The organism is Paractinoplanes atraurantiacus, assembly GCF_900215205.1.
Lineage (GTDB): Bacteria > Actinomycetota > Actinomycetes > Mycobacteriales > Micromonosporaceae > Actinoplanes > Actinoplanes atraurantiacus.
On record NZ_OBDY01000031.1, the window covers coordinates 108212 to 127550 of the forward strand.

The following is a 19339-nucleotide window of genomic DNA, read 5'->3' on the forward strand; positions in this document are numbered from 1 at the left end:
GAATTCATCCGAAATACTGAACAGCCAGACGTATCACCATACCGACGACAACGACCACCAGGGCCATCCGCACGAAGCCCGCACCGCGCTTCAAGGCGGTCCGCGCCCCGAAACGCGCGCCGACGATGTTGCACACGGCCATCGACAGCCCCAGCCACCACAGCACATGGCCGCCGGCCGCGAAGACCACCAGCGCGCCGAGGTTCGTGCCCGCGTTCAGGATCTTCGCGGTGGCCGAGCTGCTCACGAAGTCGAGCCCGAGCAGGGCGGTGAACGTAATGATCAGGAACGTGCCGGTGCCCGGCCCGAACACCCCGTCGTAGAACGCGATCGCCACCCCGGCCACGACCACGGCGACAGCCCGGCGGCGCGCGGTGGGGTCGGCCGCCTTGACGGTGACCCCGAACGACGGTTTGAGCACGACGAAGGCCAGCACGCCCAGCAACAGCACCATGATGGCCGGCCGGAACCAGTCGACCGGGATGCTGCTCGCGGTGACGGCGCCCAGCCCGGCGAAGACCACGGCCGAGCCGGCGGCCGGCCCGGCCACCCGCCAGTCGATCTTCGTGCGGCGCGCGTACGTGATCGCCGCCGTCGTGGTCCCGCAGATGCTGGCCACCTTGTTGGTGCCGAGCGCGGTCACCGGCGGCAGGCCGGGCAGGCCCAGCAGCAGGGCCGGCACGAGGATCAGCCCACCGCCGCCGACCACGGCGTCCACCCATCCGGCGGCCGCGGCCACCGCGAGCAGCAGGAGCACTGACTGCCAATCCATCGGCTTCCCTTCGGTTCGTTGCCGGGCGAAGGTCATGATGCTGTAATGGGCTTATGCACCTCAACCCTTACGGCGAGGATGCGGTGCGGCTCGCACTTTCGCTGGTCGCCGACCCGCCCTCATCTGCCTCGGCGCTCGCCGCGCGTTGCGTTTCCGCCGAGGTAGCCATCGAGCGGCCCGCCACTGCGTCTGATTTATCTGCTATATCCGCCTATCTGGACGATTGGCTGGCGGTTGTCGACGCGCCTTCTGCGGGCGCGCGCGCCGAACGACTCAACGCCCTGCTGTGCGACACCGCGGCCTACCCACGCCTGACCGACCACGCCGGCAGCGGCTGGCACATTCACTACCGCGAGCCCGACCAGTCGCTGTCCTCTCTGCTGGCCACCCTGATCAGCGTCGGCACGGCCCTGCACCTGTCCGGCCGCGGCATGCACCGTCTCGGCCGCTGCGCCGCCGCCGACTGCGGCCAACCCTTCGCCGACTTCAGCCGTACGGGGATACAGAAGTACTGCTCCCACGCGTGCGGCAACCGCGACGCCGTACGCCGGCACCGCGCCCGTGCCGAAACGGTGAAGATGCCGTAGAGGTCCCGTGCGGGCCCGCCGTCACGGCCGGCCGGTCTGCTGGGATCGGCGGCATGCTCCGGTCCTTCGCCTACGCGACCTACACGCACCTGCTCCGCCGCCAACTGGCCGGGGCCACACTGCCCCGGCACGTGGCGATGGTCATGGACGGCAACCGCCGGTGGGCCCGCCAGATGGGCTTCGGCGACCCGCGGGTCGGCCATCGTTACGGCGCCGAACACCTCGACGAGGTGCTGGGCTGGTGTGCCGAGACCGGAATCCACCACGTCACCGTCTTCGTGGCGTCGGTGGACAACGTCCGCAAACGCGACTCGGCCGAGGTGGGAAACCTGATGCGCATGATCGAGGACGTGGTCGCCGAACGCCTGCGCCACCCGGCCAGCCCGTGGCAGGTCCACTTGGCCGGCCGCCTCGACGTGCTGCCCGACTCGACGAGGCACGCGCTGAAGCGGGCCGAGGAGGAGACGAGAAACCCGGCGGCCACGTCCCACCTGACCATCGCCATCGGCTACGACGGCCGGGAGGAGATCGTCGACGCCGTACGCTCCCTGCTGGCCGAGGCCGAGTCCCTGCCCGAGGCGATCTCGTCCTTGACCGCCGACCGCATAGCCGAACACCTCTACACGAGCGGAAGCCCCGACCCGGACCTGGTCATCCGCACCAGCGGCGAGCGCCGCATGTCCGGCTTCCTGCTGTGGCAGGCCGCGTATTCCGAACTGTACTTCTGCGACGTCTACTGGCCGGGCTTCCGCAAAGTCGACTTCCTACGCGCCCTGCGTTCCTACGCCGCCCGCCACCGCCGCTTCGGCGCCTGACCCACCCCATCGCCTGAGTTGAGGAGTGCAAGGCTTCCCAGGCGCGCGATCGAACTGACCCGTCCTGACGCCCGCGACGAAAGCTGCCCGATCCTCGCGAGCAAAAGTCAACCCGCGCCGTGCCTCACCTCCGCTGTCGTCCAGAGATTCTCGGCACAGCGGGAGAACATGGATGACCTTTGGGGGAAGGGGCACCATGCAGCCATGGGATCGACATCGGTTACCGAGATGCTGGGTGGGTGGGAGCGGGGGGCCCGCGCTCTCGCCTTGCTTGACGCTGCGCGTGAGCGTGGGTATTTGACCTTTCTCAGCGAGCCGCGCACTGCTGAGGAGGTTGCTGAGTTCGCCGGGTATTCGGCTGGTGAGGTGCTGGATGCCCTTGTCGCGCAGGGGATCGCGGTGCGGGTGGACGGCAAGTACCAGCTGGAGGGGCAGCTGGCCGGGGCCCTGTCGGCCGGCGCGCCGGTCGACTTCGCCGCGCAGATCGAGCGGGCCGCGCTGCTCGCCCGGCAGGTGGGTGACGTCGTGCGTACGGGCGCCTCTGCCGTCACCGCCGGCGAAAGCGTGGTGATCGCCCGGTCTGTCGCGCTGACCCCGAACGACGCTGCCCGGGGCGTCGTCACCCAGATCCTCGACGCCGTGCCCGAGATGCGTGACGCGATCACCGACGGGCACCTGCTCGACGTGGGCAGCGGGGTCGGCGGGTTCGTGCTCACCACCGCCAGTCTGCTGCCGGGGCTGCGGGCCACCTCCCTCGAACTCGTTCCCGAGGTGGCCGCCGTGGCCGTCGAGCGGGCCAAGGCGCTGGGCGTGACCGACCGGGTCGACATTCGGGCCATGGACGCCCGCGACTTCGAAGCCCTGACCCCGTACGACGCGGTCTTCTGGGCCCAGCCTTTCTTTCCGGAACAGACCAGGGCGGCCACCCTCGCGATGATCCGGCGCAGCCTGCGGCCCGGCGGCATCCTGCTGATCCAGCAGCTCGACGCCGAGCCCACGGACGACGACGCGCGCGCCGCCTTCACGCTGCCGCGCCTGGTGGCCCGGGCCCAGGGACTGCCGTTCGCCCGCACACTGGACGAGCTGGTAGCCGAGATCGAGGCCGCCGGCTTCGCGCTGGTCCGCACGCTCGACATCGACCTGGGACGGATCGCCCTGCTTCGCCGGCCGGAGGAATCGCGGGAAGGGTAGAGGGAACCTTCCGCGGTGCTGCCGCGTGTACGGGACATGGTGGTTCCCACGACGAGCGCCGGCGACGCGTCGGCCCGCCGCGACGCCGACGGCTTCGAGGCGTTCTACCGGGCCAATGTGGACCGGGTCTACCGCGCGCTGGCGGTGACGCTGCGCCGCGACGACCTCGCCCACGAGGCCGTCGACGAGGCGATGGCCCGGGCGTACGCGAGATGGCCGGTGGTCGGTGAGCTCGAGTCGCCGGCGGGCTGGGTCTTCCGGGTCGGGTTCAACTGGGCGACGTCGTGGCGCCGCAAGCTGCGCCGCGAGCGGCCGCCGGTCGAGGACGACGCGCACCCGCATCATGGCCCGCCCGACGGCGCGATAGTGGCGCGCGACGCGCTCGCGATGCTGCCGGCCCCGCAGCGGGCCGTTCTCACCTGCCGCATCCTGCTCGACCTGTCGACCGCGGAGACGGCGGCCGCGCTCGGGCTGACCGAGGGCACTGTGAAGAGCCGCCTCTCCCGTGGGCTGGCCACCCTCCGATCCGCGCTGAGCACCGAGGAGTGATCATGGACGAGATTCCTCGCGACGTCGCCGTCGCGGTCCGGCAGGCGGCGGAGACGACCATCGGATACCCGGGCGCGCTCGACGATGTCTATCGCCGGGCGGCCGACCGGCGGCGCCGGCAGCGGTACGTGGGTGCCGTCGCCGGCTTCGTGGCGGTGCTCATGGTGGTCGGCGCCGGCTTCGCGCTGCGGACGCGGGAACGGGCGAGCCTGCCGGTGGTCGAGCCGAGCCCGGCGCCCTCCATCACGCATGATCGGCCGCAGCGGCTCCTGCTGCATCACGCCGCCGGCAGCTACCGCAGCGGCGGCCGGGCCGCGGTGACCATCGACAGGCGGGAACGCGTCGGTGAGCTGCTTGGTGACGGCCGTCTGCAGACGTACGCCGTCGCGGGCACCGAAGGGTGGGACGAGTTCACCGTGCTCGACGACGGCCGCGTGGTCGCGCTCGGGCCGCGTGACCTGCCGCCGGGGGTGGAGATCACCGACGGCCCGTACCCCAAGGGAGTGGCCGTTGATCTGGTGGTCGTCGGGCCGGACGGCAAGGTCGAGCGGTCGCGGAACGTCCGGCAGAAGGACAGGCCGGTGGTGCTGGCTACAGCGACCGAAACGACGGCGTACCTGTGGCGCAACGACGCCTATTACTCGCACGACCTCGCGACCGGCCGGGAGAGCCTCCTGGTTCGGATACCCGGGGCGACAACCGCGGGGGACGGCATCGCCACCGCGGTCGCGTACGACTTGGCCTCGAACATGTGCCACCCGCAGGTGAGGCACGTGACCAGCGACGGTTCGATCAGGGAGTCGCGGCCGGTGAACCTGCCGGGCTGCGCCATGGTGTTCGGGCTGCGGCTCAACCGCGACGGCGACCGGCTGGCCGCCAGCTACCTGGGCCAGGACGGCTGGCGGGTAGCGCTACTGGACGTCGAGGCCGGACGCGTGCTGATCGACCGTCAGGTCGCCGCCACGCCCGGCCACGGACAGGGGACTGCCGTCGAACTGGCCTGGCAGGACGACCAGTCCGTACGCGGAGCAGTGCTCATCGACAGCGGCACCCGGGAGCTCCTCATGCCGTTCACCGTGCCGTGAGCGGCACCGGCCGGGCGACCACCAGTTCGCCCGGCCGGAAAACCGGCCCACCAGGGCTCCGGGAGAAGCGATACGCATGGCATCGACCATTTCCGGTACGCCCGTGCCGGCGAGCGCCGCCCGCCGATCACGTGCAGCGCGTCGCCCTGGTCGGCTACGTGGAGGGCCTCGGCTGAGCTGAGCCGAGGAACGAGCGCAACTCCTCCAGCGCTGCGTCGAGCTCGGCACCGGCCCGGCTGAAGTCGCCGCGGTCGTAGCAGCTGGTCAGGGCCTTCTCCCAGGCCAGCATCATCAGGCCGCACTCCATCCGTGAGCGCGGGGAGCCACCAAGGGCCTCGGCCAGCGCGCTGACCCACAGGTCCTGTTGCTGCAGGTGGCGACCGCGCAGGGCCGGTTCGTCGCGGTTGAGCCGCATCACCGTCGTCATCGCCACCGGATCGGCGGTGACCCACTCGACGGCCACTTCGAACGCCGCCCGCAGGGATTGCGCCGGCGACTCGGATGCGGGGCGGCGGCGCAGTTCGCCGGCGATCGCCGGGCCCAGCGCCTCAATCGGCTGGAGAACCGCGTCCTCCTTGGTCGGGAAGTAGCGGAAGAACGTCCGTTCCGTGACGCCGACGCTGGCCGCGATCGCGCTGGCCGTCGTCGCGGCGAAACCCACCTCGTCGATCGACCGCAGCGCCGCCGCCGTCAGCTCGGCGCGGATCGCCTCACGCATGCGAGCTCGGACACCTTGGGGCTTGGCCGCTTCCACGTCGATCATCTTAGCGCTACAGTCGGCCACTGACGTTGCGTCAGCCACTGACAGATTTCGAGAGGATCGACGATGACCGAGATGATCACCATCGGGGACTACACCGTTACCGTGCTGCGGGACGGGTCCTCGTACCTGCCGCCGTCGTTCTACCCGGGCGCCGACTTCTCCCGGTTTCCCGGGCTGCTCGGAGCGGACGGCACGTACGAGATCCGGCTCGGTGCCCATCTGGTGCGGGGCCCGGCCGGCACGTTCCTGATCGACGCCGGCGCGGGCGAACTCGCCCTGCCGTTCCCGGCCGAGCTGGCCGGCGAGAACAGCCCGGCCCACCTGGCGCGCGCCGGGAACCTGCCCGCCGCGCTGACCGAGGCCGGTGTCACGCCCGGGGACATCGACGCCGTACTGATCACGCACCTGCACCTCGACCACGTCGGCTGGATCATGAAAGACGGCGCGCCCTACTTCCCGAACGCCGTCGTCCACTACGGCGCCGAGGACTGGGCGCTGCTCGACGGCGACGAACCCACCCGCGAGATCATGGAGGCCGCGGAGAAGGCGGGCGTCCTGCGCCCGTACGGCACGGAAGATCTTCCCGGCGTACGAGTGATGTCCGTGCCCGGGCACACGCCGGGGCACGTGGTGATCGAGCTGGCGTCCGGCGGGCGGCGGCTGTGGTTCACCGGTGACCTGCTGCAACTGCCCGGTCAGCTGACCGACCGGGACATCCACTTCGTGACCGACGCCGACCGCGGGCTCGCCACCGCCGCCCGGGCCCGCCTCCTCGCGCAGGCCAAACGGGAGGGGATCGTCATCGCGGCGGCGCACCTGGGCGACCCGTCGTTCCGGCTCATCGCTGCGGACGACAGCTGGATTCCGGCGCGGTAAGAGGCGGGTGGGGTCTGGAGGGGATGGATCGCTGTCGTTACTGTGCCCGTGTGCCCCTGTTCAACGCCGTCAAGATCTATGGCAACGATGTCGCGCCCGTGCTGGAGCCGGGGGAGCGGCTGCTGGCCATGGGCATGGTGCACACGCACTACAGCGGTGACACCAGCGCGCTGGAGTCCGAGGGCGGCGATCCCCACCGGCCCGCCTCGTCGCAGGGGCTGGTCGACGGCGTCGACTGGACCGGGGTGCAGTACAACCAGGACCGCGTCAACCGGGCCATCGGCGGCTCGTCCGGCTCCGGCTCCGCCGCGTCGTGGGGCGGCCAGGCCTGGCAGGCCATCAAGGCGCGGGCGGTGGGCAACCTGGACTGGGCCGTCACCGACCGGCGGCTGCTGCTGCTCGACAAGGACAACGCCAATCCGCCCACCTTCAGCGTCCACTTCGCCGTGCCGCGCGAGGCGATCCGGTCGGCCCGGCGCCGCGGCAAGATCCTGTTCCAGTGGGGGCGGGTCGAGGTGAGATTCGCCGACGATTCGATGGTCGCGATGGTGCTGGCCATCGTGGACGTCGGCGCGGCCCGCAACTTCGTTCGTGCCCTCGAGACGGGAGCCGCCCGTGGCTGAGTTCTATGCCGACCTGCCCGCGCTGGACGCATACTCCGACCGCACCGTCGGCCGCCGCGACCAGATCGAGCAGGTCCGCAACCAGCTCGAGGCCGTGCGGGTGCCGCGTGACGCCTTCGGCTACATCCCCGGCATCGGCGGGCGCATCCACGACGCGTACGACGGCTTCGTCGACAGCTGTGTCGACGCCGCCGACCAGATCACCGACGCGGTCTACTCCCTCTCCCAGGCCGTCCGTCTCGCCTCCGAGGCCTATGCCGAGAGCGACCAGGGCGCGGTGGTCCGGATGGACACGACCGGCGCTCTGCACCAGGGAGTCCAGTGAGCCAGGAAGCGGCCAACAAGCTCGAAGTGTGGTTCGCCGGCATGCCCGGCATCGTCCAGTCCACGCTGCACCAGCCCTTCACGTGGATGAACGAGAGCCTCAAGGCGGTCAGCGGCGACCCGCAGGCGCTGATCGCGGCCGCGCCGCACTACCTGCGGATCGCCGCCGCCGTCAGCGAGCTCGCCGACGAGCAGCGCCGTGACCGCGACACCATGGCCCCGTCCTGGCGGGGCGACGCGTACGGGGCGATGAGCGCCACCGTCGACCTGATCGACTATCAGATGCGCCAGCTCGACGAGGCCCTGAGCAAGGTGCCCGAACTGCTCGAGTCGGCCGCCGACGCGTGCGTCGAGTCCGCCAACATGATCATCGACCTGGTCACCAGCCTGGTCATGTTCGCGATCAGCATGCTCGTGACCAACCTGGCCCTGGCCATCGTGACCGTCGGCGTCAGCGCCGCCGCCGCGGTGGCCGGCGTGCTGGCCAAGGCCGCGCAGACCGCCGCCCGGATCTCCTCGGTCGTGGCCAAGCTCTCCCGGCTGCTCACCAAGGTCGCCGACATCCTGCGCAAGCTCCAGACGATCCTGCAGAAGATCGTCGAGCAGCTCAAACGGCTCCAGCAGGCGCTGACCGACATGAAGAAGGCGGCCAAGGCGGCCAAGGGCATGGACAAGGTCAGGCTGCGGGCCGAGTTCATGGGCAAGAACGGGCTGGTCAGCAACGCCATCAAGGTCGGCACGGCCGGCGTGGTGGCGCCGCCGACCACCGGCAGCGCGGCCAAGGACGCCGGCATCAGCTACGTGGACGGCCTGATCGCCACCGACGACGCGATCGACGTCACCAGGCCGTCGTAGGTCACTGGTCGAGCAGGCGGTCCAGCGACCGGTCGAGGCGGTCCAGCCGGTCCATGGTGGCGTCCATGCGCTGCTCGAACGCCCGCATCTTGCGCTCCTCGTCCAGGTCGGCCGGTGCGTGACCGGCCGCTTCGGCCAGGGACTGCTCGGCCCGGGCCAGCGCCGCGTTGGCCGCGGCGGCCACCCGCGCGGCCACCGTCCGTGCGTCGAGGTCACGGAGGGCGCGCGGGCTCACCCGTACGGCAAGAATGTGACCCGCACCGGACGCGGTGACGGTGACCAGACCGCCCTCGTCCTGCCCGGTGACCGTCGCCGACGCGGCGGCGTCGACCCGCTCGGTCGTCTCGGCCAGCTGGCGCGGATAGTCGGCGATCGCCTGCTCCAGCGCGGCCAGGGACCGCTCGGCGTCACTCATCGCGCGACCTCGTCGCGGATCTGCTCGGGCAGGGCCTCCAGCATCGCCTGCCGCGTGGCCGCGCGAGCCTGCGTGAGACCGTCGTTGAGCAGGCCGGTGAGCAGCCGGTCGAGCTCCTCCGGGCCGGACCGCAGCGCGTCCGGACGCAGGTTCAGCTCCACGACGCGGGGCCGCCCGTCGACGACCACCTCGGCCCGCCCGTCCGGATCGGCGGCCCGGAAGTCTCGCCCCTGCGCGGCCTCGGCGGTCGACTGCAGCCGGGCGCTGACCTCCGCCAGCTCCTCGCTGATGGCGCGCAGCCGGTTTCCCAGCTCATCGAAATCGGACATCGGCCGACTCTAATTCATGCCACGTCGCGACGAAACTCGCCCCAGACCTTTCGCAAGTTGCACCTGATTCCGTAACTTACGGAGATGAAAACCGTAACCCGACGGGCGATCCGCAACCCGGTGCTGACCGGCTTCCATCCCGACCCGTCGATCGTGCGGGTCGGCTCCGACTATTTCATCGCCACCTCGACCTTCGAGTGGATGCCGGGCGTGCGGATCCACCACTCGACGAACCTGGTCGACTGGCGGCCGATGGGCGGGGCGCTCACGGAGAAACGGCTGCTGGACCTCACCGGCGCCGGGGACTCCAACGGGGTGTGGGCGCCCAGCCTCAGCTACCACGACGGCGTGTTCCACCTGCTCTACACCGACGTCGCCACCTTTCAGGCCGGCTATTGGGACCCGCAGAACTACCTGGTCACCGGCCCGACACCGACCGGGCCGTGGTCCGACCCGGTCGTGCTGCACGGCCGCGGCTTCGACGCCTCCCTCTTCCACGACGAGGACGGCACGACCTGGATGCTGTCGATGGTCGCCGACTGGCGTCCCGGCCGGAACCGCTTCGCCGGCATCTCGCTGCAGCAGTACGACCTGCAGGCCCGCCGCCTCGTCGGGCCCGAGCACGCGATCTTCCAGGGCACCGGGGCCGCCCTCACCGAGGCGCCCAACCTCTACCGCAAGGACGGCTGGTATTACCTGGTCACCGCCGAGGGCGGCACCAGCTGGGAGCACCAGGTCACGGTCGCCCGTTCCAGCCACCTGCTCGGCCCCTATCTGGCCGATCCCTCGGGGCCGTTGCTGACCTCGTACGGAAAACCGGATCTGACCCTGCAGAAAGCCGGACACGGAAGCCTCGTGCGGACGCCGGGCGGCCAGTGGTACCTCGCCCATCTCGTCGGCCGGCCCTACACGCCGCTCGGCCGCTGCGTGCTCGGCCGGGAGACCGCGATCCAGGAGGTGACCTGGACCGACACCGGATGGCCGCGCATCGCCGACGGCCGGCCCTCAGTCATGGTGGCCGCTCCCGAGGGGGTGACGATCGCCGACGTACGCCCGGTCTCGTCCGAGGAGTTCGAGGACGACCACTTCGACGAGCCCACCCTGGGCGTCAACTGGTCGACCCTGCGCCGCCCGGCCGACCCGTCGTGGATCGACCTGAGCACCCGCCCGTCGTTCCTGCGCATCCGCGGCGGCCAGTCGCCGATGGGACGGCAGCGGCCCAGCCTGGTCGCCCGCCGCGTCGTCGCCGAGAACTGCGCGTTCGAGGCCGTCATGGAGTTCACGCCCCGAAACTATCGGCAGCTGGCCGGCATCACCGCCTACTACAACTCCCGCAACTGGTACTTCCTGCACGTCACGGCCGACGACGACGGCACCCGCGTCGTCGACCTGCTCACGTGCGACTCCGGCCGTGTCACGATCGTCCCGGGCGTGCGCACCGCCGTGCCGGGGGACAGGACCGGTCTTCGCCTGCGCTTCGACGGTCCGTCGCTGACTTTCCAGTACGCGGCCGAGCCCGGCCCGGACGCGGTCTGGACCCAGGCCGGCCCGGCCCAGGACGCGACGACCCTCTCGGACGAGTATGCGGCCCAGGCCGTCGACGGCGAGCCCGAGGCGTGGGGCTTCACCGGCGCCTTCACCGGCCTGTGGGTGCAGGACCTGGGCGCCGAGGGCGGTTACGCCGACTTCGACCGGGCGGTCTATTCGGGTTCTTTTTCGGCGACCTGAAGTCCTTGAGTCTTTCCAGAAAAGTCCGATCTAAGGGCTCGTGCGACGCGACCCTGTCCTCCTGGCTATGGCGGCCCTGACGCTGCTGGGTGGTGTGCTGTTCGTCGCCCTGCCCGACGGAGTGCCCCAGGCGACGGCGTTCTGGGGCTTGCAGGTGCCGTTCGACGCCCTGCTCGCCGTCGGCGCCTGGCGGCTGCGCCAGATCTCGCCGGCGCGTTTCCGCCGGTTCTGGGCGATCATCGCCTTCGCCGGCGCCTGCTTCACCGTCGGCGACTTCTCGCAGTTCATCACGTTCTCGTCGGACTCGATGAACGGCGGCGCCGTGCAGACGGCGCTGTTCACGATCGGCATGTGCAGCAACGTCGTCGCCTGCCTTATCTTCCCGCAGGGCCTCGAGACCCGCCGCGACAAGAGCATCTTCTGGCTGGACGCGGCGACGGTGCTGGTGGGCGGCGGCGTCGCGGCGTGGTGCTACGCCTATACGGCCGATGACCAGTTCAACGCCGGCCTCACCGCGGCGCTGGTGGTGGTGGCCGCGTTCTGCGCGACCAAGGTGGCCCTCATCCACGAGCCCCCGATGGCCCGCGTAGCGGCCTGGCCCATGGTCGCCGCGTGCGCGCTCCAGGGCGTCGCGACCTTCCTGCCCGGCGCCTTCCAGGACCCCACCAACCCCGCGGTTCTCTTCGTACGCCTCCTGCCGTCGGCCCTGATCGCGGCCGGCCCCCGCATCCAGGAGGTGCTGGTCCGCCGCGGCGGCTCCTCGCGCCGGATCCAGCGGCGGCCGTACAGCCTTCTGCCGTACGGGATGATCCTGCTGACCTTCGTGATTTTCTTCGCGATGATGCCCGAGCACGCCTCGTCGCAGCTGTGGGGCGCGGCCCTCGGCGTCGTCGTGGTCGCGTGCCTGGTCGCCGGCCGGCAACTCGTGGCCTTCCACGACAACATGACCCTGATCCGCCGGCTCGGCGAGCACGAGGTGCTGCTGCGCGAGCAGGCCTCGCTGGACGGTCTCACCAAGCTGGCCAACCGCATCACGTTCAACGAGCAGATGGCCGCGGTCGTCGGGACGCGGGAGGCCTGCGTCCTGCTGATCGACCTGGACGACTTCAAGACGGTGAACGACACGATGGGCCACGCGGCCGGCGACGCCCTGCTGGTGGCCGTGGCCGAGCGGCTGCGCCGGTCCGTCCGCAAGGACGACCTGGTGGCCCGCCTCGGCGGCGACGAGTTCGCGGTGCTGCTGCCCGGCGCCGACGCCGGCATCGGCGGCGCCATCGCCGACGAGATCCAGCGCCTGCTCAACGAGCCGGTCGAGATCCAGTCCCACACGCTGTTCACCCGGGCCAGCGTCGGCGTCGCCGCCGCGGCGGCCGGTGACGAGCCGTCCAGCCTGCTGAGCAACGCCGACATCGCCATGTACGAGGCCAAGGGCCGCGGCAAGAGCATGTGGGTGCGCTACACCGACGAGATGGGCGCGCGGATCAGCGCCGAGGCGGAGCTCATCCGCGAGATGCGCGAGGCTCTGGACGCCGGCCAGTTCGAGCTGGTCTACCAGCCGATCGTGCGCCTGACCGATCTCAAGACCACGGGCGTGGAGGCGCTGCTGCGGTGGAACCACCCCGTACGCGGCCTGGTCTCGCCCGTCGAGTTCATCCCCGTCGCCGAGAAGACCGGCCTGATCGTGGCGATCGGCCGCTGGGTCCTCTGGCAGGCCTGCCGTCAGGGCGTGGCCTGGCTGCGGGCCAACCCCGAGGTCATGGGCATGTCGGTCGGCGTCAACGTGGCCGGCCGCCAGCTCAAGGAGCACGGCTTCGTGGCCGAGGTGGCCCGGGCACTGGGGGAGACCGGCATGCCCGCGAGCTGCCTGACCATCGAGGTCACGGAGACCGCGGTCCTCGACGACCAGGAGTCCCTGGACGCCCTGCTGGCGCTGCGCGCGCTCGGCGTGAAGCTGGCCCTGGACGACTTCGGCACGGCCGCCTCCTCGCTGGGCCTGCTGCTGACCACCCCGGTGACGACCCTGAAGCTGGACCGCTCGTTCGTCGAGTCCATCACCACGGTCGGCCGCCAGTCGGCGGTGGCCACGGCGGTCAGCCAGATGGCCGGCGCGCTGGAGCTGTCGTCGGTGGCCGAGGGCATCGAGACGCCCGAGCAGCGGGATCTGCTGCTGGCCCTCGGCTACGAGTTCGGCCAGGGCTACCTGTTCTCCCGCCCGGTACCGGCGGCCCGCATCGACGAGATCATCGGCACGCCGGCCTGGGTGCCCGGCTCGACGATCACGGGCTGACCCTTTTTCGGACGGCCTATCATTCCGCCATGGCGCGGCCGCTGATCTCAGCTCTGATCGTCGTCGTCAGCATTCTCTCCGTGACGGCCTTCCCGCCCCCGGCGGCGGCCTCGGCGATGGACCGGCTGGCCGGCCCGGCCACCGCCGCCGAGCTGCACGTGATGACGTTCAACCTGCGCTTCGCCGACGATTCCTGGGTGCGGCGGCGCCCCGTGATGCGCGCCCTGCTGGCCACCGAACGGCCGGACCTGATCGGCACCCAGGAGGGCCTGGTCGCTCAGCTGGGCGACATCAGGGACGACCTCGGCGGCGACTACGACTACATCGGAACGGGACGCCAGGGCGGCACCGCCGGCGAGTTCATGGCCATCTTCTTTCGCCAAGACCGGCTGACCCCGCAGACGTACGGCGATTTCTGGCTCTCCGACACTCCGCAGATCCCCGGCTCCGAGACCTGGGGCGGCTTCGCCATCCGAATGGTCACCTGGGTGCGGTTCGTCGACCGGGCGACCGGCAAGCGCTTCTACGCGGTGAACACCCACCTCGACAACTTGAGCGAGTACGCCCGCGAGCGCTCCGCCCACCTCATCCGCGACCGCCTGGCGGCGCTGGACCCGCCGCTGCCGATCATCCTGACCGGCGACTTCAACAGCCCATCAGGTAGCCCGGTCTACGACCTCCTGATCACCCGGGCCGGCTACCGCGACACCTGGCTCGCAGCGGCCAGGCGCAGCCCCGCGTACGGCACCTTCCACGCCTACCGCCCCCTGGTGCCGGACGGCCCGCGCATCGACTGGGTGCTGACCACCCCCGGCGTCACCGTGCCGGCCGCCCTGATCAACGTCTATCGCAGCGGCACCCAGTACCCCAGCGACCACCTGCCGGTCCAGGTCCGGCTGCGCCTGCCGTGAAGCCATAGATCAAAATGCGTTCGTGACCGCCTACCTGAGCACCGACCGCCTGACCTTGCGCCACTTCACCCCCGACGACGCCGACCTGCTGATCGAACTGGACGGCGACCCGGCGGTGATGCGCTACCTGAGCGGCGGCGAGCCGACCCCACCGGAGGTCATCCGCGACCGCCACCTGCCCGGCATCCTCGCCGGCTACGACCGCTGGGACGGCAAGCTGGGCCTGTTCGCGGCCTTCGCCGACGGCGCCTTCATCGGCTGGTTCATCCTGCGGCCCGAGCGTGACGGCCCGCTCGACGAGGTGGAGCTCGGCTACCGCCTGCGCCGCGAGGCGTGGGGCAGGGGTTACGCCACCGAGGGCTCGAGGGCGCTGCTGCACAAGGCGTTCACCGAGCTGGGAGTCCACAGGGTCTGGGCCGACACGATGCTCGTGAACAAGGGCTCCCAGAACGTGATGAAAAAGCTGGGCATGACCCTGACAACCACCCTGGAAACCCCTCCCGACATGCAAAAGGTCGAGGGCGCCGACCAGGGCGGAGTCCGCTACGAGATCACCGAAGACCAGTGGTCCCGGAACCCCTAGGCTTTCTCTCTCCGGCGTTTTGTCGCCCCGTTGATTTGTTCGCCCCTTTGTCGTGCGCAGGAGCCCCTTGGGTCCGAGGCGGCCACGCAGGCCGAGCCAGCGGTCCAGGCCGAGGCGAGAGCGCCGGCGGAGCTGGCCGTGCAGCCCGAGGTGGAAGTGCGGCCCGAGCCGGGCTCTTCCGAATTGGCCTGGGCCGCAGCGGGTCGCGGAATCTGCGGGAATTCGCGACTCGGTGCTTCGTTGAACGGCCCCATTCGGAAGTATGTCTATGCGGGCGCTATCTCTCGCGATCCCGATGCTGTGGCTGAGTTGTTCGCCGAGGATGGGGTTCTTGAGGCGCCGCTTGTGCCGCTTCGGCTTGTCGGGCGGGAAGCCATTCGGGGCGGCGTCGGGCAACTTCAACGGGAGCCATCGGGTGTGATTGATGTGGGGCGGTCCGGCTATGTGCTGCATGAGACGGGAGATCCGGGAGTCTTCGTTGCTGAGATCGACACCGTGTTCGAAGGTGGAGGGACGATCTCGCTTGTTCAGATCTTCCGGGTTCGGGATGGGCTGATCACGCTGCTGCGGGACTACTTTCGCGCGCCGTGACCATCCACGACCTGGCGTCGAACCAGATGCCGTCGGGGGTCGAGTGGGCGGCGAACAGGTCGCGCAGGCGGTCGCCGGCGCCCGGGTGGGTGAGGGTCGCCTGGACGCACGTGAAGCCTCGCACCCAGGTCAGGGCGGTTTCCACATCGGAGCCGTAGTAGACGGGCTCGTGGACGTCCGTGAACGCGACCTCGGTGAAACCCGCGGCCTCCAGGAGGGGGCGGACCGCTGCTGGGTCGGACAGGGAGAACGCCTCAGGCGCCTCGGGGGCCGGCAAGGCCTGGCGGATGCTCACGTCCCACTCGTTTCGGGGCGCCGGCTGCCAGACCAGCATGGCCAGGCGGCCGGCGGGGCGCAGGGCCCGGGCGATGTTGCTGAACGCCGTCGGCGGGTCGGTGAAGAACATCGTGCCGAAGCGGCTGATCGCCACGTCGAAGGAGTGCGGCGAGAAGGCGTACGTCTGGACGTCACCGCACGTGAATTGGACGTCGGGGCCGGAACCCGAAGCTTGGGCGCGCTCGATGGCGGCGGCGGAGACGTCGATCCCGAAAGCGGAACCTGTCAGCGCGGCGGCCTCGCGTGTGGTCTGGCCGGCGCCGCAGCCGATGTCGAGGACGCGGTCGTGAGGGTGCAGGTTCCAGTGCCGGCGCAGGGCGTCGGTGTGCAGGCGCAGCTCGGCGTCGTAATCGAGAGGCACACCACACCTTAGGCCCCGCACAAATGTTTACGAACGGTCGGTCGTTTTGTAATGTCGGCAGCGTGACGGTGGACGGCAGGCTGGTACGCGGGGAGCGCACGCGCACCGCCGTACTCGATCAGGCCCTGCGGCTCGCGACCGTGAACGGGCTCGACGGGCTCTCGCTGAGCCAGGTCGCCGACGCGCTCGGGGTGAGCAAATCGGGGCTGTTCGCGCACTGGCGGTCCAAGGAAGCGCTGCAACTCGCCGTCATCGAGCACGCCCGCGGGCAATGGACCGACGAGGTCATCCGGCCCGCGCTGGCCGCGCCCAAAGGGCTTCGGCGGCTGTGGGCGCTGCACGACCGGCGCCTTGCCTTCTACGAGGCGCAGGTGCTGCCGGGCGGGTGCTTCTTCGCCAACGCCAACTTCGAGTTCAACGCCCGGCCCGGCGTCCTGCGCGACCGCCTCGGCGTTCAGCTCGCCGACTGGACGGCCTTCCTGACCCGGCTCGCCGACGAGGCCGTCGAGGTCGGCGATCTCCGCCACGGCGCGGGCGACAGCCTTCCCTTCCTCATCGAGTCGCTCGGTGTCTGCGCCGTCATGCAGGCGACCACGCTCGGCCCCGAGGTCACCTTCCGGCACGCGCGGCTGGCCCTGCTCAGCCACCTGCGTGCCCTCGCCACCGACCCGACGATCCTTCCGGAGCTGTCATGACGACCTTGACCGAGACGTACGGCGGCGTCGTGCGCCTGCCCGTGCACTTCGACGACCTCGACGCCATGGGCGTCCTGCACAACTCGCGGTACGCCGTGCTGGTCGAGCGGGCCCTCCTGATCTGGTGGCAGGAGCGCGGCGTGTTCTTCTCCAAGGACCGGCCGCCGACCCCGGACACCTTCAACGTCGTCCGCGAGTACGCGATCACCTACCACCGGCCGGTCGCCGGGGCGGGCGAGGTCGTTGTGCGTTTCTGGCTCGACCGGCTGGGCACGACCAGCGCCGAGTACGGCTTCGAGATCACCTCGAGTGACGGCGGCACCGTCCACGCCGAGGGGCGGCGGGTCAACGTCGGGCTGGACGCCCGCACGATGCGGCCGGCGCCCTGGACCGATCACGCGCGTGAGGTGGCGGCCGAGCTGCTCAAGAGGTGAGTCAGGCCGACTCCCGCACGATGACCTGGGCGGGAGCCGGTGCCAGGCCGTCCGTGCTCATTCCCAACAACGTACGGGCGGTCAAGCGCCCATGGGCCTCCGCGTCGATGTGGACGGTGGTCAGCGACGGGGTGAGCATCGCGCCGTACGCCGTGTCGTCGAAGCCCATCACGGCCAGGTCGCCCGGCACGGACAGGCCCTGATCGCGGGCGGCGGCCATCGTGCGCATCGCGATGTCGTCGTCGTGGCCGGCGATCGCGGTGATCCCGTCGGCGACCAGCTCGCGCAGCGCCGACAGGCCGGTCAGCGGCAGGAGCGGCGGCAGGCCCAGCTCGGCCGCCGCCTCACCCGCGAACCGCAGGCGCACCTCGCGCAGCCGGGCATCGGCCGGCACGGCCATCGCGATGCGGGTGTGCCCCCTGCCGGCCAGATAGCCGATCTGCTGGGCGGCGTGCGCGGCCGGCCCGTCGCCGCGGCCGGGCTCGCCGAACCGGAGCGCCGCTCTCGGGCGTACGACATCAATAATCTGCTTTTCGGACGTCTCGGTGACCTGGCCGTGGCGGACCAGCAGGACGTGGTCGTGGGCGCCGAGCTCGTCGTCGAGGCCGCGGATGAAGCTGCGGGAGTAGTTGCCCTCGAGGCCGTGCTCGAGGAAGAGCACGATCAGGCGGGACGTGCCCTCGCGCAGCGCCTTGGCGATGCCGTGCGGCACGTATCCCAGATCGTGGACCGCCTGGAGCACCCGCGCGCGCGTGGCCTCGGAGATGGTCTGGTTGGGCGTGTCGTTGAGAACGAAGCTGACCGTCGCCCGGGACACGCCGCTGGCCGCCGCGACATCCTTCAGGGTCGCGCGACGGGCCTCCGGCATGTGTGTAGGTTACGGAACTGGCTCGATTTAGTCAGGCCGGGTGGGTCACAAACGGACCGCGGCATGCGGATCTTTGCGTACCCTCGCCACGATCGGATCGGAAGGAATGCTCAGTGACGCTCATCCAGCAGGCGCCCCTCGCCGCACCCCGCCCGCGCGACGACAGCCCTCGTGACCAGGCTGTCCTCATCGTGCACGGCGCCGACCGCACGGGCATCGTGGCCGCGGTCGGTTCGGTGCTCAGCAAGCACGGGGCGAACATCGTCTCGCTGGATCAGTACTCCGACAACCCGCACGGCGGGGCGTTCTTCCAGCGGACCGTGTTCAGCCTGGACGGGCTCAAGGCGGCCCTCCCGGAGATCGAGAACGACCTGCGCACCGAGATGGACCGCGGCTTCGACCTCGAGTTCACGCTGCGCGACCTCTCCAAGCCCCAGCGCGTGGCGATCTTCGCGTCGAAGGAGGACCACTGCCTCCTGGACCTGCTGTGGCGTCACCGCCGCGGCGAGCTGCCGATCAGCGTCTCGATGGTCATCTCCAACCACACGGAGACAGCGGACGAGGTACGGTCGTTCGGCATCCCGTTCTTCCACGTGCCCTCGCCGGCGGGCCCCGACAAGTCGGCCGCCGAGGCCCAGCATCTCCAGCTGCTGCGGGGCAACGTCGACTTCGTGGTGCTGGCCCGCTACATGCAGATCCTGTCCGGCCGCTTCATCAAAGAGCTGGCCGTCCCGATCATCAACATCCACCACTCGTTCCTACCGGCTTTCATCGGAGCGGGCCCGTACGCGAAGGCCAAGCAGCGAGGCGTGAAGCTGATCGGCGCGACAGCCCACTACGTGACCGAGGACCTGGACGAGGGCCCCATCATCGAGCAGGACGTCGTCCGGGTGACACACGCCGAGACGGTCGCCGACCTCCAGCGCCGGGGAGCCGACGTGGAGCGCGCGGTCCTGTCCCGGGCGGTCCGCTGGCACAGCGAGGACCGCGTGATCCGCCACGACAACCACACGATCGTCTTCGCCTAGTGTCGCGTGTCTGAGTTCTTTTGACGGTTGGCTTTGGTGAGGATTTGGTCGGCGGTTTTGGTCCAGCGGAAGGGTTCGCAGCGCTGGTTGTAGGCGTCGATGAAGGTGCGGATCGCGCCGATCAGGTCGGTGACGCTGGTGAAGGTGCCGCGGCGGATGGCTTGGCGGGTGATGATGCCGAAGAAGATCTCGACCATGTTCATCCAGGACGCGCTGGTCGGGGTGTTGTGCATGGTGATGCGGGGGTTCTTGGCCAGCCAGGCGCGGACGTTCGGATGGTTGTGGGTGGCGTAGTTGTCGGCCACCACGTGCAGTTTCACCCGGGGGTGGGCT

The 19339-nt window shown here is 70.3% G+C and carries 24 protein-coding genes; 17 read left to right on the forward strand and 7 right to left on the reverse strand.

Annotated features, from left to right (window positions below):
• Positions 1-4: 4 nt before the first annotated feature.
• Positions 5-772 (reverse strand): sulfite exporter TauE/SafE family protein, encoded by a 768-nt coding sequence (locus tag CRP55_RS42835; RefSeq protein ID WP_097327753.1) that lies wholly within the window; start codon positions 770-772, stop codon positions 5-7.
• A 53-nt stretch (positions 773-825) separates the two neighbouring features.
• On the opposite strand from CRP55_RS42835, the gene CRP55_RS42840 reads away from it, so the two are divergent.
• From CRP55_RS42840 to CRP55_RS42860, 5 genes are all read left to right on the forward strand, one after another.
• Positions 826-1359 (forward strand): CGNR zinc finger domain-containing protein, encoded by a 534-nt coding sequence (locus tag CRP55_RS42840; protein WP_097327754.1) that lies wholly within the window; start codon positions 826-828, stop codon positions 1357-1359.
• Positions 1360-1412: 53 nt separating this feature from the next.
• The gene (gene uppS, locus CRP55_RS42845) at positions 1413-2174 is read left to right on the forward strand and encodes a polyprenyl diphosphate synthase (protein WP_097327755.1); all 762 of its coding nucleotides are present in this window, start codon (positions 1413-1415) and stop codon (positions 2172-2174) included.
• 297 nt (positions 2175-2471) lie between these two features.
• Entirely contained in the window at positions 2472-3365 is an 894-nt protein-coding gene (locus CRP55_RS42850) for an SAM-dependent methyltransferase (RefSeq protein ID WP_179855588.1), read from the forward strand.
• A gap of 15 nt (positions 3366-3380) precedes the next feature.
• Positions 3381-3914, forward strand: a complete 534-nt coding sequence (locus tag CRP55_RS42855; protein ID WP_245923726.1) for an RNA polymerase sigma factor — start codon at positions 3381-3383, stop codon at positions 3912-3914.
• Between the two features lie 2 nt (positions 3915-3916).
• Entirely contained in the window at positions 3917-4999 is a 1083-nt protein-coding gene (locus tag CRP55_RS42860; protein ID WP_097327757.1) for a hypothetical protein, read from the forward strand.
• 154 nt (positions 5000-5153) lie between these two features.
• Here CRP55_RS42860 and CRP55_RS42865 read toward each other — a convergent pair whose 3' ends face one another.
• On the reverse strand, positions 5154-5717 hold the full coding sequence (locus tag CRP55_RS42865) for a TetR/AcrR family transcriptional regulator (protein WP_179855589.1): 564 nt from the start codon (positions 5715-5717) through the stop codon (positions 5154-5156).
• Positions 5718-5825: 108 nt separating this feature from the next.
• Here CRP55_RS42865 and CRP55_RS42870 point away from each other — a divergent pair, with 108 nt between their 5' ends.
• From CRP55_RS42870 to CRP55_RS42885, 4 genes are read left to right on the forward strand one after another with little or no spacing between them, the layout of a single operon-like run.
• Entirely contained in the window at positions 5826-6638 is an 813-nt protein-coding gene (locus CRP55_RS42870) for an MBL fold metallo-hydrolase (protein WP_097327758.1), read from the forward strand.
• A gap of 50 nt (positions 6639-6688) precedes the next feature.
• The gene (locus CRP55_RS42875) at positions 6689-7261 is read left to right on the forward strand and encodes a hypothetical protein (protein WP_097327759.1); all 573 of its coding nucleotides are present in this window, start codon (positions 6689-6691) and stop codon (positions 7259-7261) included.
• Positions 7254-7586 (forward strand): hypothetical protein, encoded by a 333-nt coding sequence (locus tag CRP55_RS42880; protein ID WP_097327760.1) that lies wholly within the window; start codon positions 7254-7256, stop codon positions 7584-7586. Before CRP55_RS42875 ends, CRP55_RS42880 begins: the two co-directional genes overlap by 8 nt.
• Entirely contained in the window at positions 7583-8440 is an 858-nt protein-coding gene (locus CRP55_RS42885) for a WXG100 family type VII secretion target (RefSeq protein ID WP_097327761.1), read from the forward strand. Before CRP55_RS42880 ends, CRP55_RS42885 begins: the two co-directional genes overlap by 4 nt.
• Before the next feature lies 1 nt (position 8441).
• On the opposite strand, the gene CRP55_RS42890 is transcribed toward CRP55_RS42885, so the two are convergent.
• The gene (locus CRP55_RS42890; protein ID WP_097327762.1) at positions 8442-8855 is read right to left on the reverse strand and encodes a YbaB/EbfC family nucleoid-associated protein; all 414 of its coding nucleotides are present in this window, start codon (positions 8853-8855) and stop codon (positions 8442-8444) included.
• Entirely contained in the window at positions 8852-9184 is a 333-nt protein-coding gene (locus CRP55_RS42895) for a YbaB/EbfC family nucleoid-associated protein (protein WP_097327763.1), read from the reverse strand. The genes CRP55_RS42890 and CRP55_RS42895 overlap by 4 nt, the downstream gene beginning before the upstream one ends.
• An 84-nt stretch (positions 9185-9268) precedes the next feature.
• On the opposite strand from CRP55_RS42895, the gene CRP55_RS42900 reads away from it, so the two are divergent.
• From CRP55_RS42900 to CRP55_RS42920, 5 genes are all read left to right on the forward strand, one after another.
• Complete coding sequence (locus CRP55_RS42900; protein WP_097327764.1) at positions 9269-10912, forward strand: glycoside hydrolase family 43 protein; 1644 nt, start codon at positions 9269-9271, stop codon at positions 10910-10912.
• A 67-nt stretch (positions 10913-10979) separates the two neighbouring features.
• On the forward strand, positions 10980-13199 hold the full coding sequence (locus tag CRP55_RS42905; RefSeq protein WP_097327765.1) for a putative bifunctional diguanylate cyclase/phosphodiesterase: 2220 nt from the start codon (positions 10980-10982) through the stop codon (positions 13197-13199).
• 29 nt (positions 13200-13228) lie between these two features.
• On the forward strand, positions 13229-14110 hold the full coding sequence (locus tag CRP55_RS42910) for an endonuclease/exonuclease/phosphatase family protein (RefSeq protein ID WP_097327766.1): 882 nt from the start codon (positions 13229-13231) through the stop codon (positions 14108-14110).
• A gap of 22 nt (positions 14111-14132) precedes the next feature.
• A complete protein-coding gene (locus CRP55_RS42915) occupies positions 14133-14693 on the forward strand; it encodes a GNAT family N-acetyltransferase (protein WP_097327767.1) in 561 nt (186 codons plus the stop codon).
• Between the two features lie 138 nt (positions 14694-14831).
• Entirely contained in the window at positions 14832-15284 is a 453-nt protein-coding gene (locus tag CRP55_RS42920) for a nuclear transport factor 2 family protein (RefSeq protein WP_218854945.1), read from the forward strand.
• Here CRP55_RS42920 and CRP55_RS42925 read toward each other — a convergent pair.
• Complete coding sequence (locus CRP55_RS42925) at positions 15250-15981, reverse strand: class I SAM-dependent methyltransferase (RefSeq protein ID WP_097327769.1); 732 nt, start codon at positions 15979-15981, stop codon at positions 15250-15252. The two genes, CRP55_RS42920 and CRP55_RS42925, sit on opposite strands and share 35 nt — an antisense overlap.
• Positions 15982-16043: 62 nt before the next feature.
• Here CRP55_RS42925 and CRP55_RS42930 point away from each other — a divergent pair, with 62 nt between their 5' ends.
• Together CRP55_RS42930 and CRP55_RS42935 are read left to right on the forward strand one after the other, a co-directional pair.
• Positions 16044-16676: a TetR/AcrR family transcriptional regulator gene (locus CRP55_RS42930; protein ID WP_097327770.1), complete on the forward strand. Its 633-nt coding sequence runs from the start codon at positions 16044-16046 to the stop codon at positions 16674-16676.
• Entirely contained in the window at positions 16673-17110 is a 438-nt protein-coding gene (locus CRP55_RS42935) for an acyl-CoA thioesterase (protein WP_097327771.1), read from the forward strand. Before CRP55_RS42930 ends, CRP55_RS42935 begins: the two co-directional genes overlap by 4 nt.
• 1 nt (position 17111) lies before the next feature.
• On the opposite strand, the gene CRP55_RS42940 is transcribed toward CRP55_RS42935, so the two are convergent.
• The gene (locus CRP55_RS42940; protein ID WP_097327772.1) at positions 17112-17978 is read right to left on the reverse strand and encodes a LacI family DNA-binding transcriptional regulator; all 867 of its coding nucleotides are present in this window, start codon (positions 17976-17978) and stop codon (positions 17112-17114) included.
• Positions 17979-18091: 113 nt separating this feature from the next.
• Between CRP55_RS42940 and purU the strand changes: the two genes are divergently transcribed.
• The gene (purU, locus tag CRP55_RS42945; RefSeq protein WP_179855590.1) at positions 18092-19006 is read left to right on the forward strand and encodes a formyltetrahydrofolate deformylase; all 915 of its coding nucleotides are present in this window, start codon (positions 18092-18094) and stop codon (positions 19004-19006) included.
• Here purU and CRP55_RS42950 read toward each other — a convergent pair.
• On the reverse strand, positions 19003-19339 hold a 337-nt coding region (locus CRP55_RS42950; protein ID WP_179855591.1), incomplete at its 5' end, for a transposase. The genes purU and CRP55_RS42950 overlap by 4 nt on opposite strands.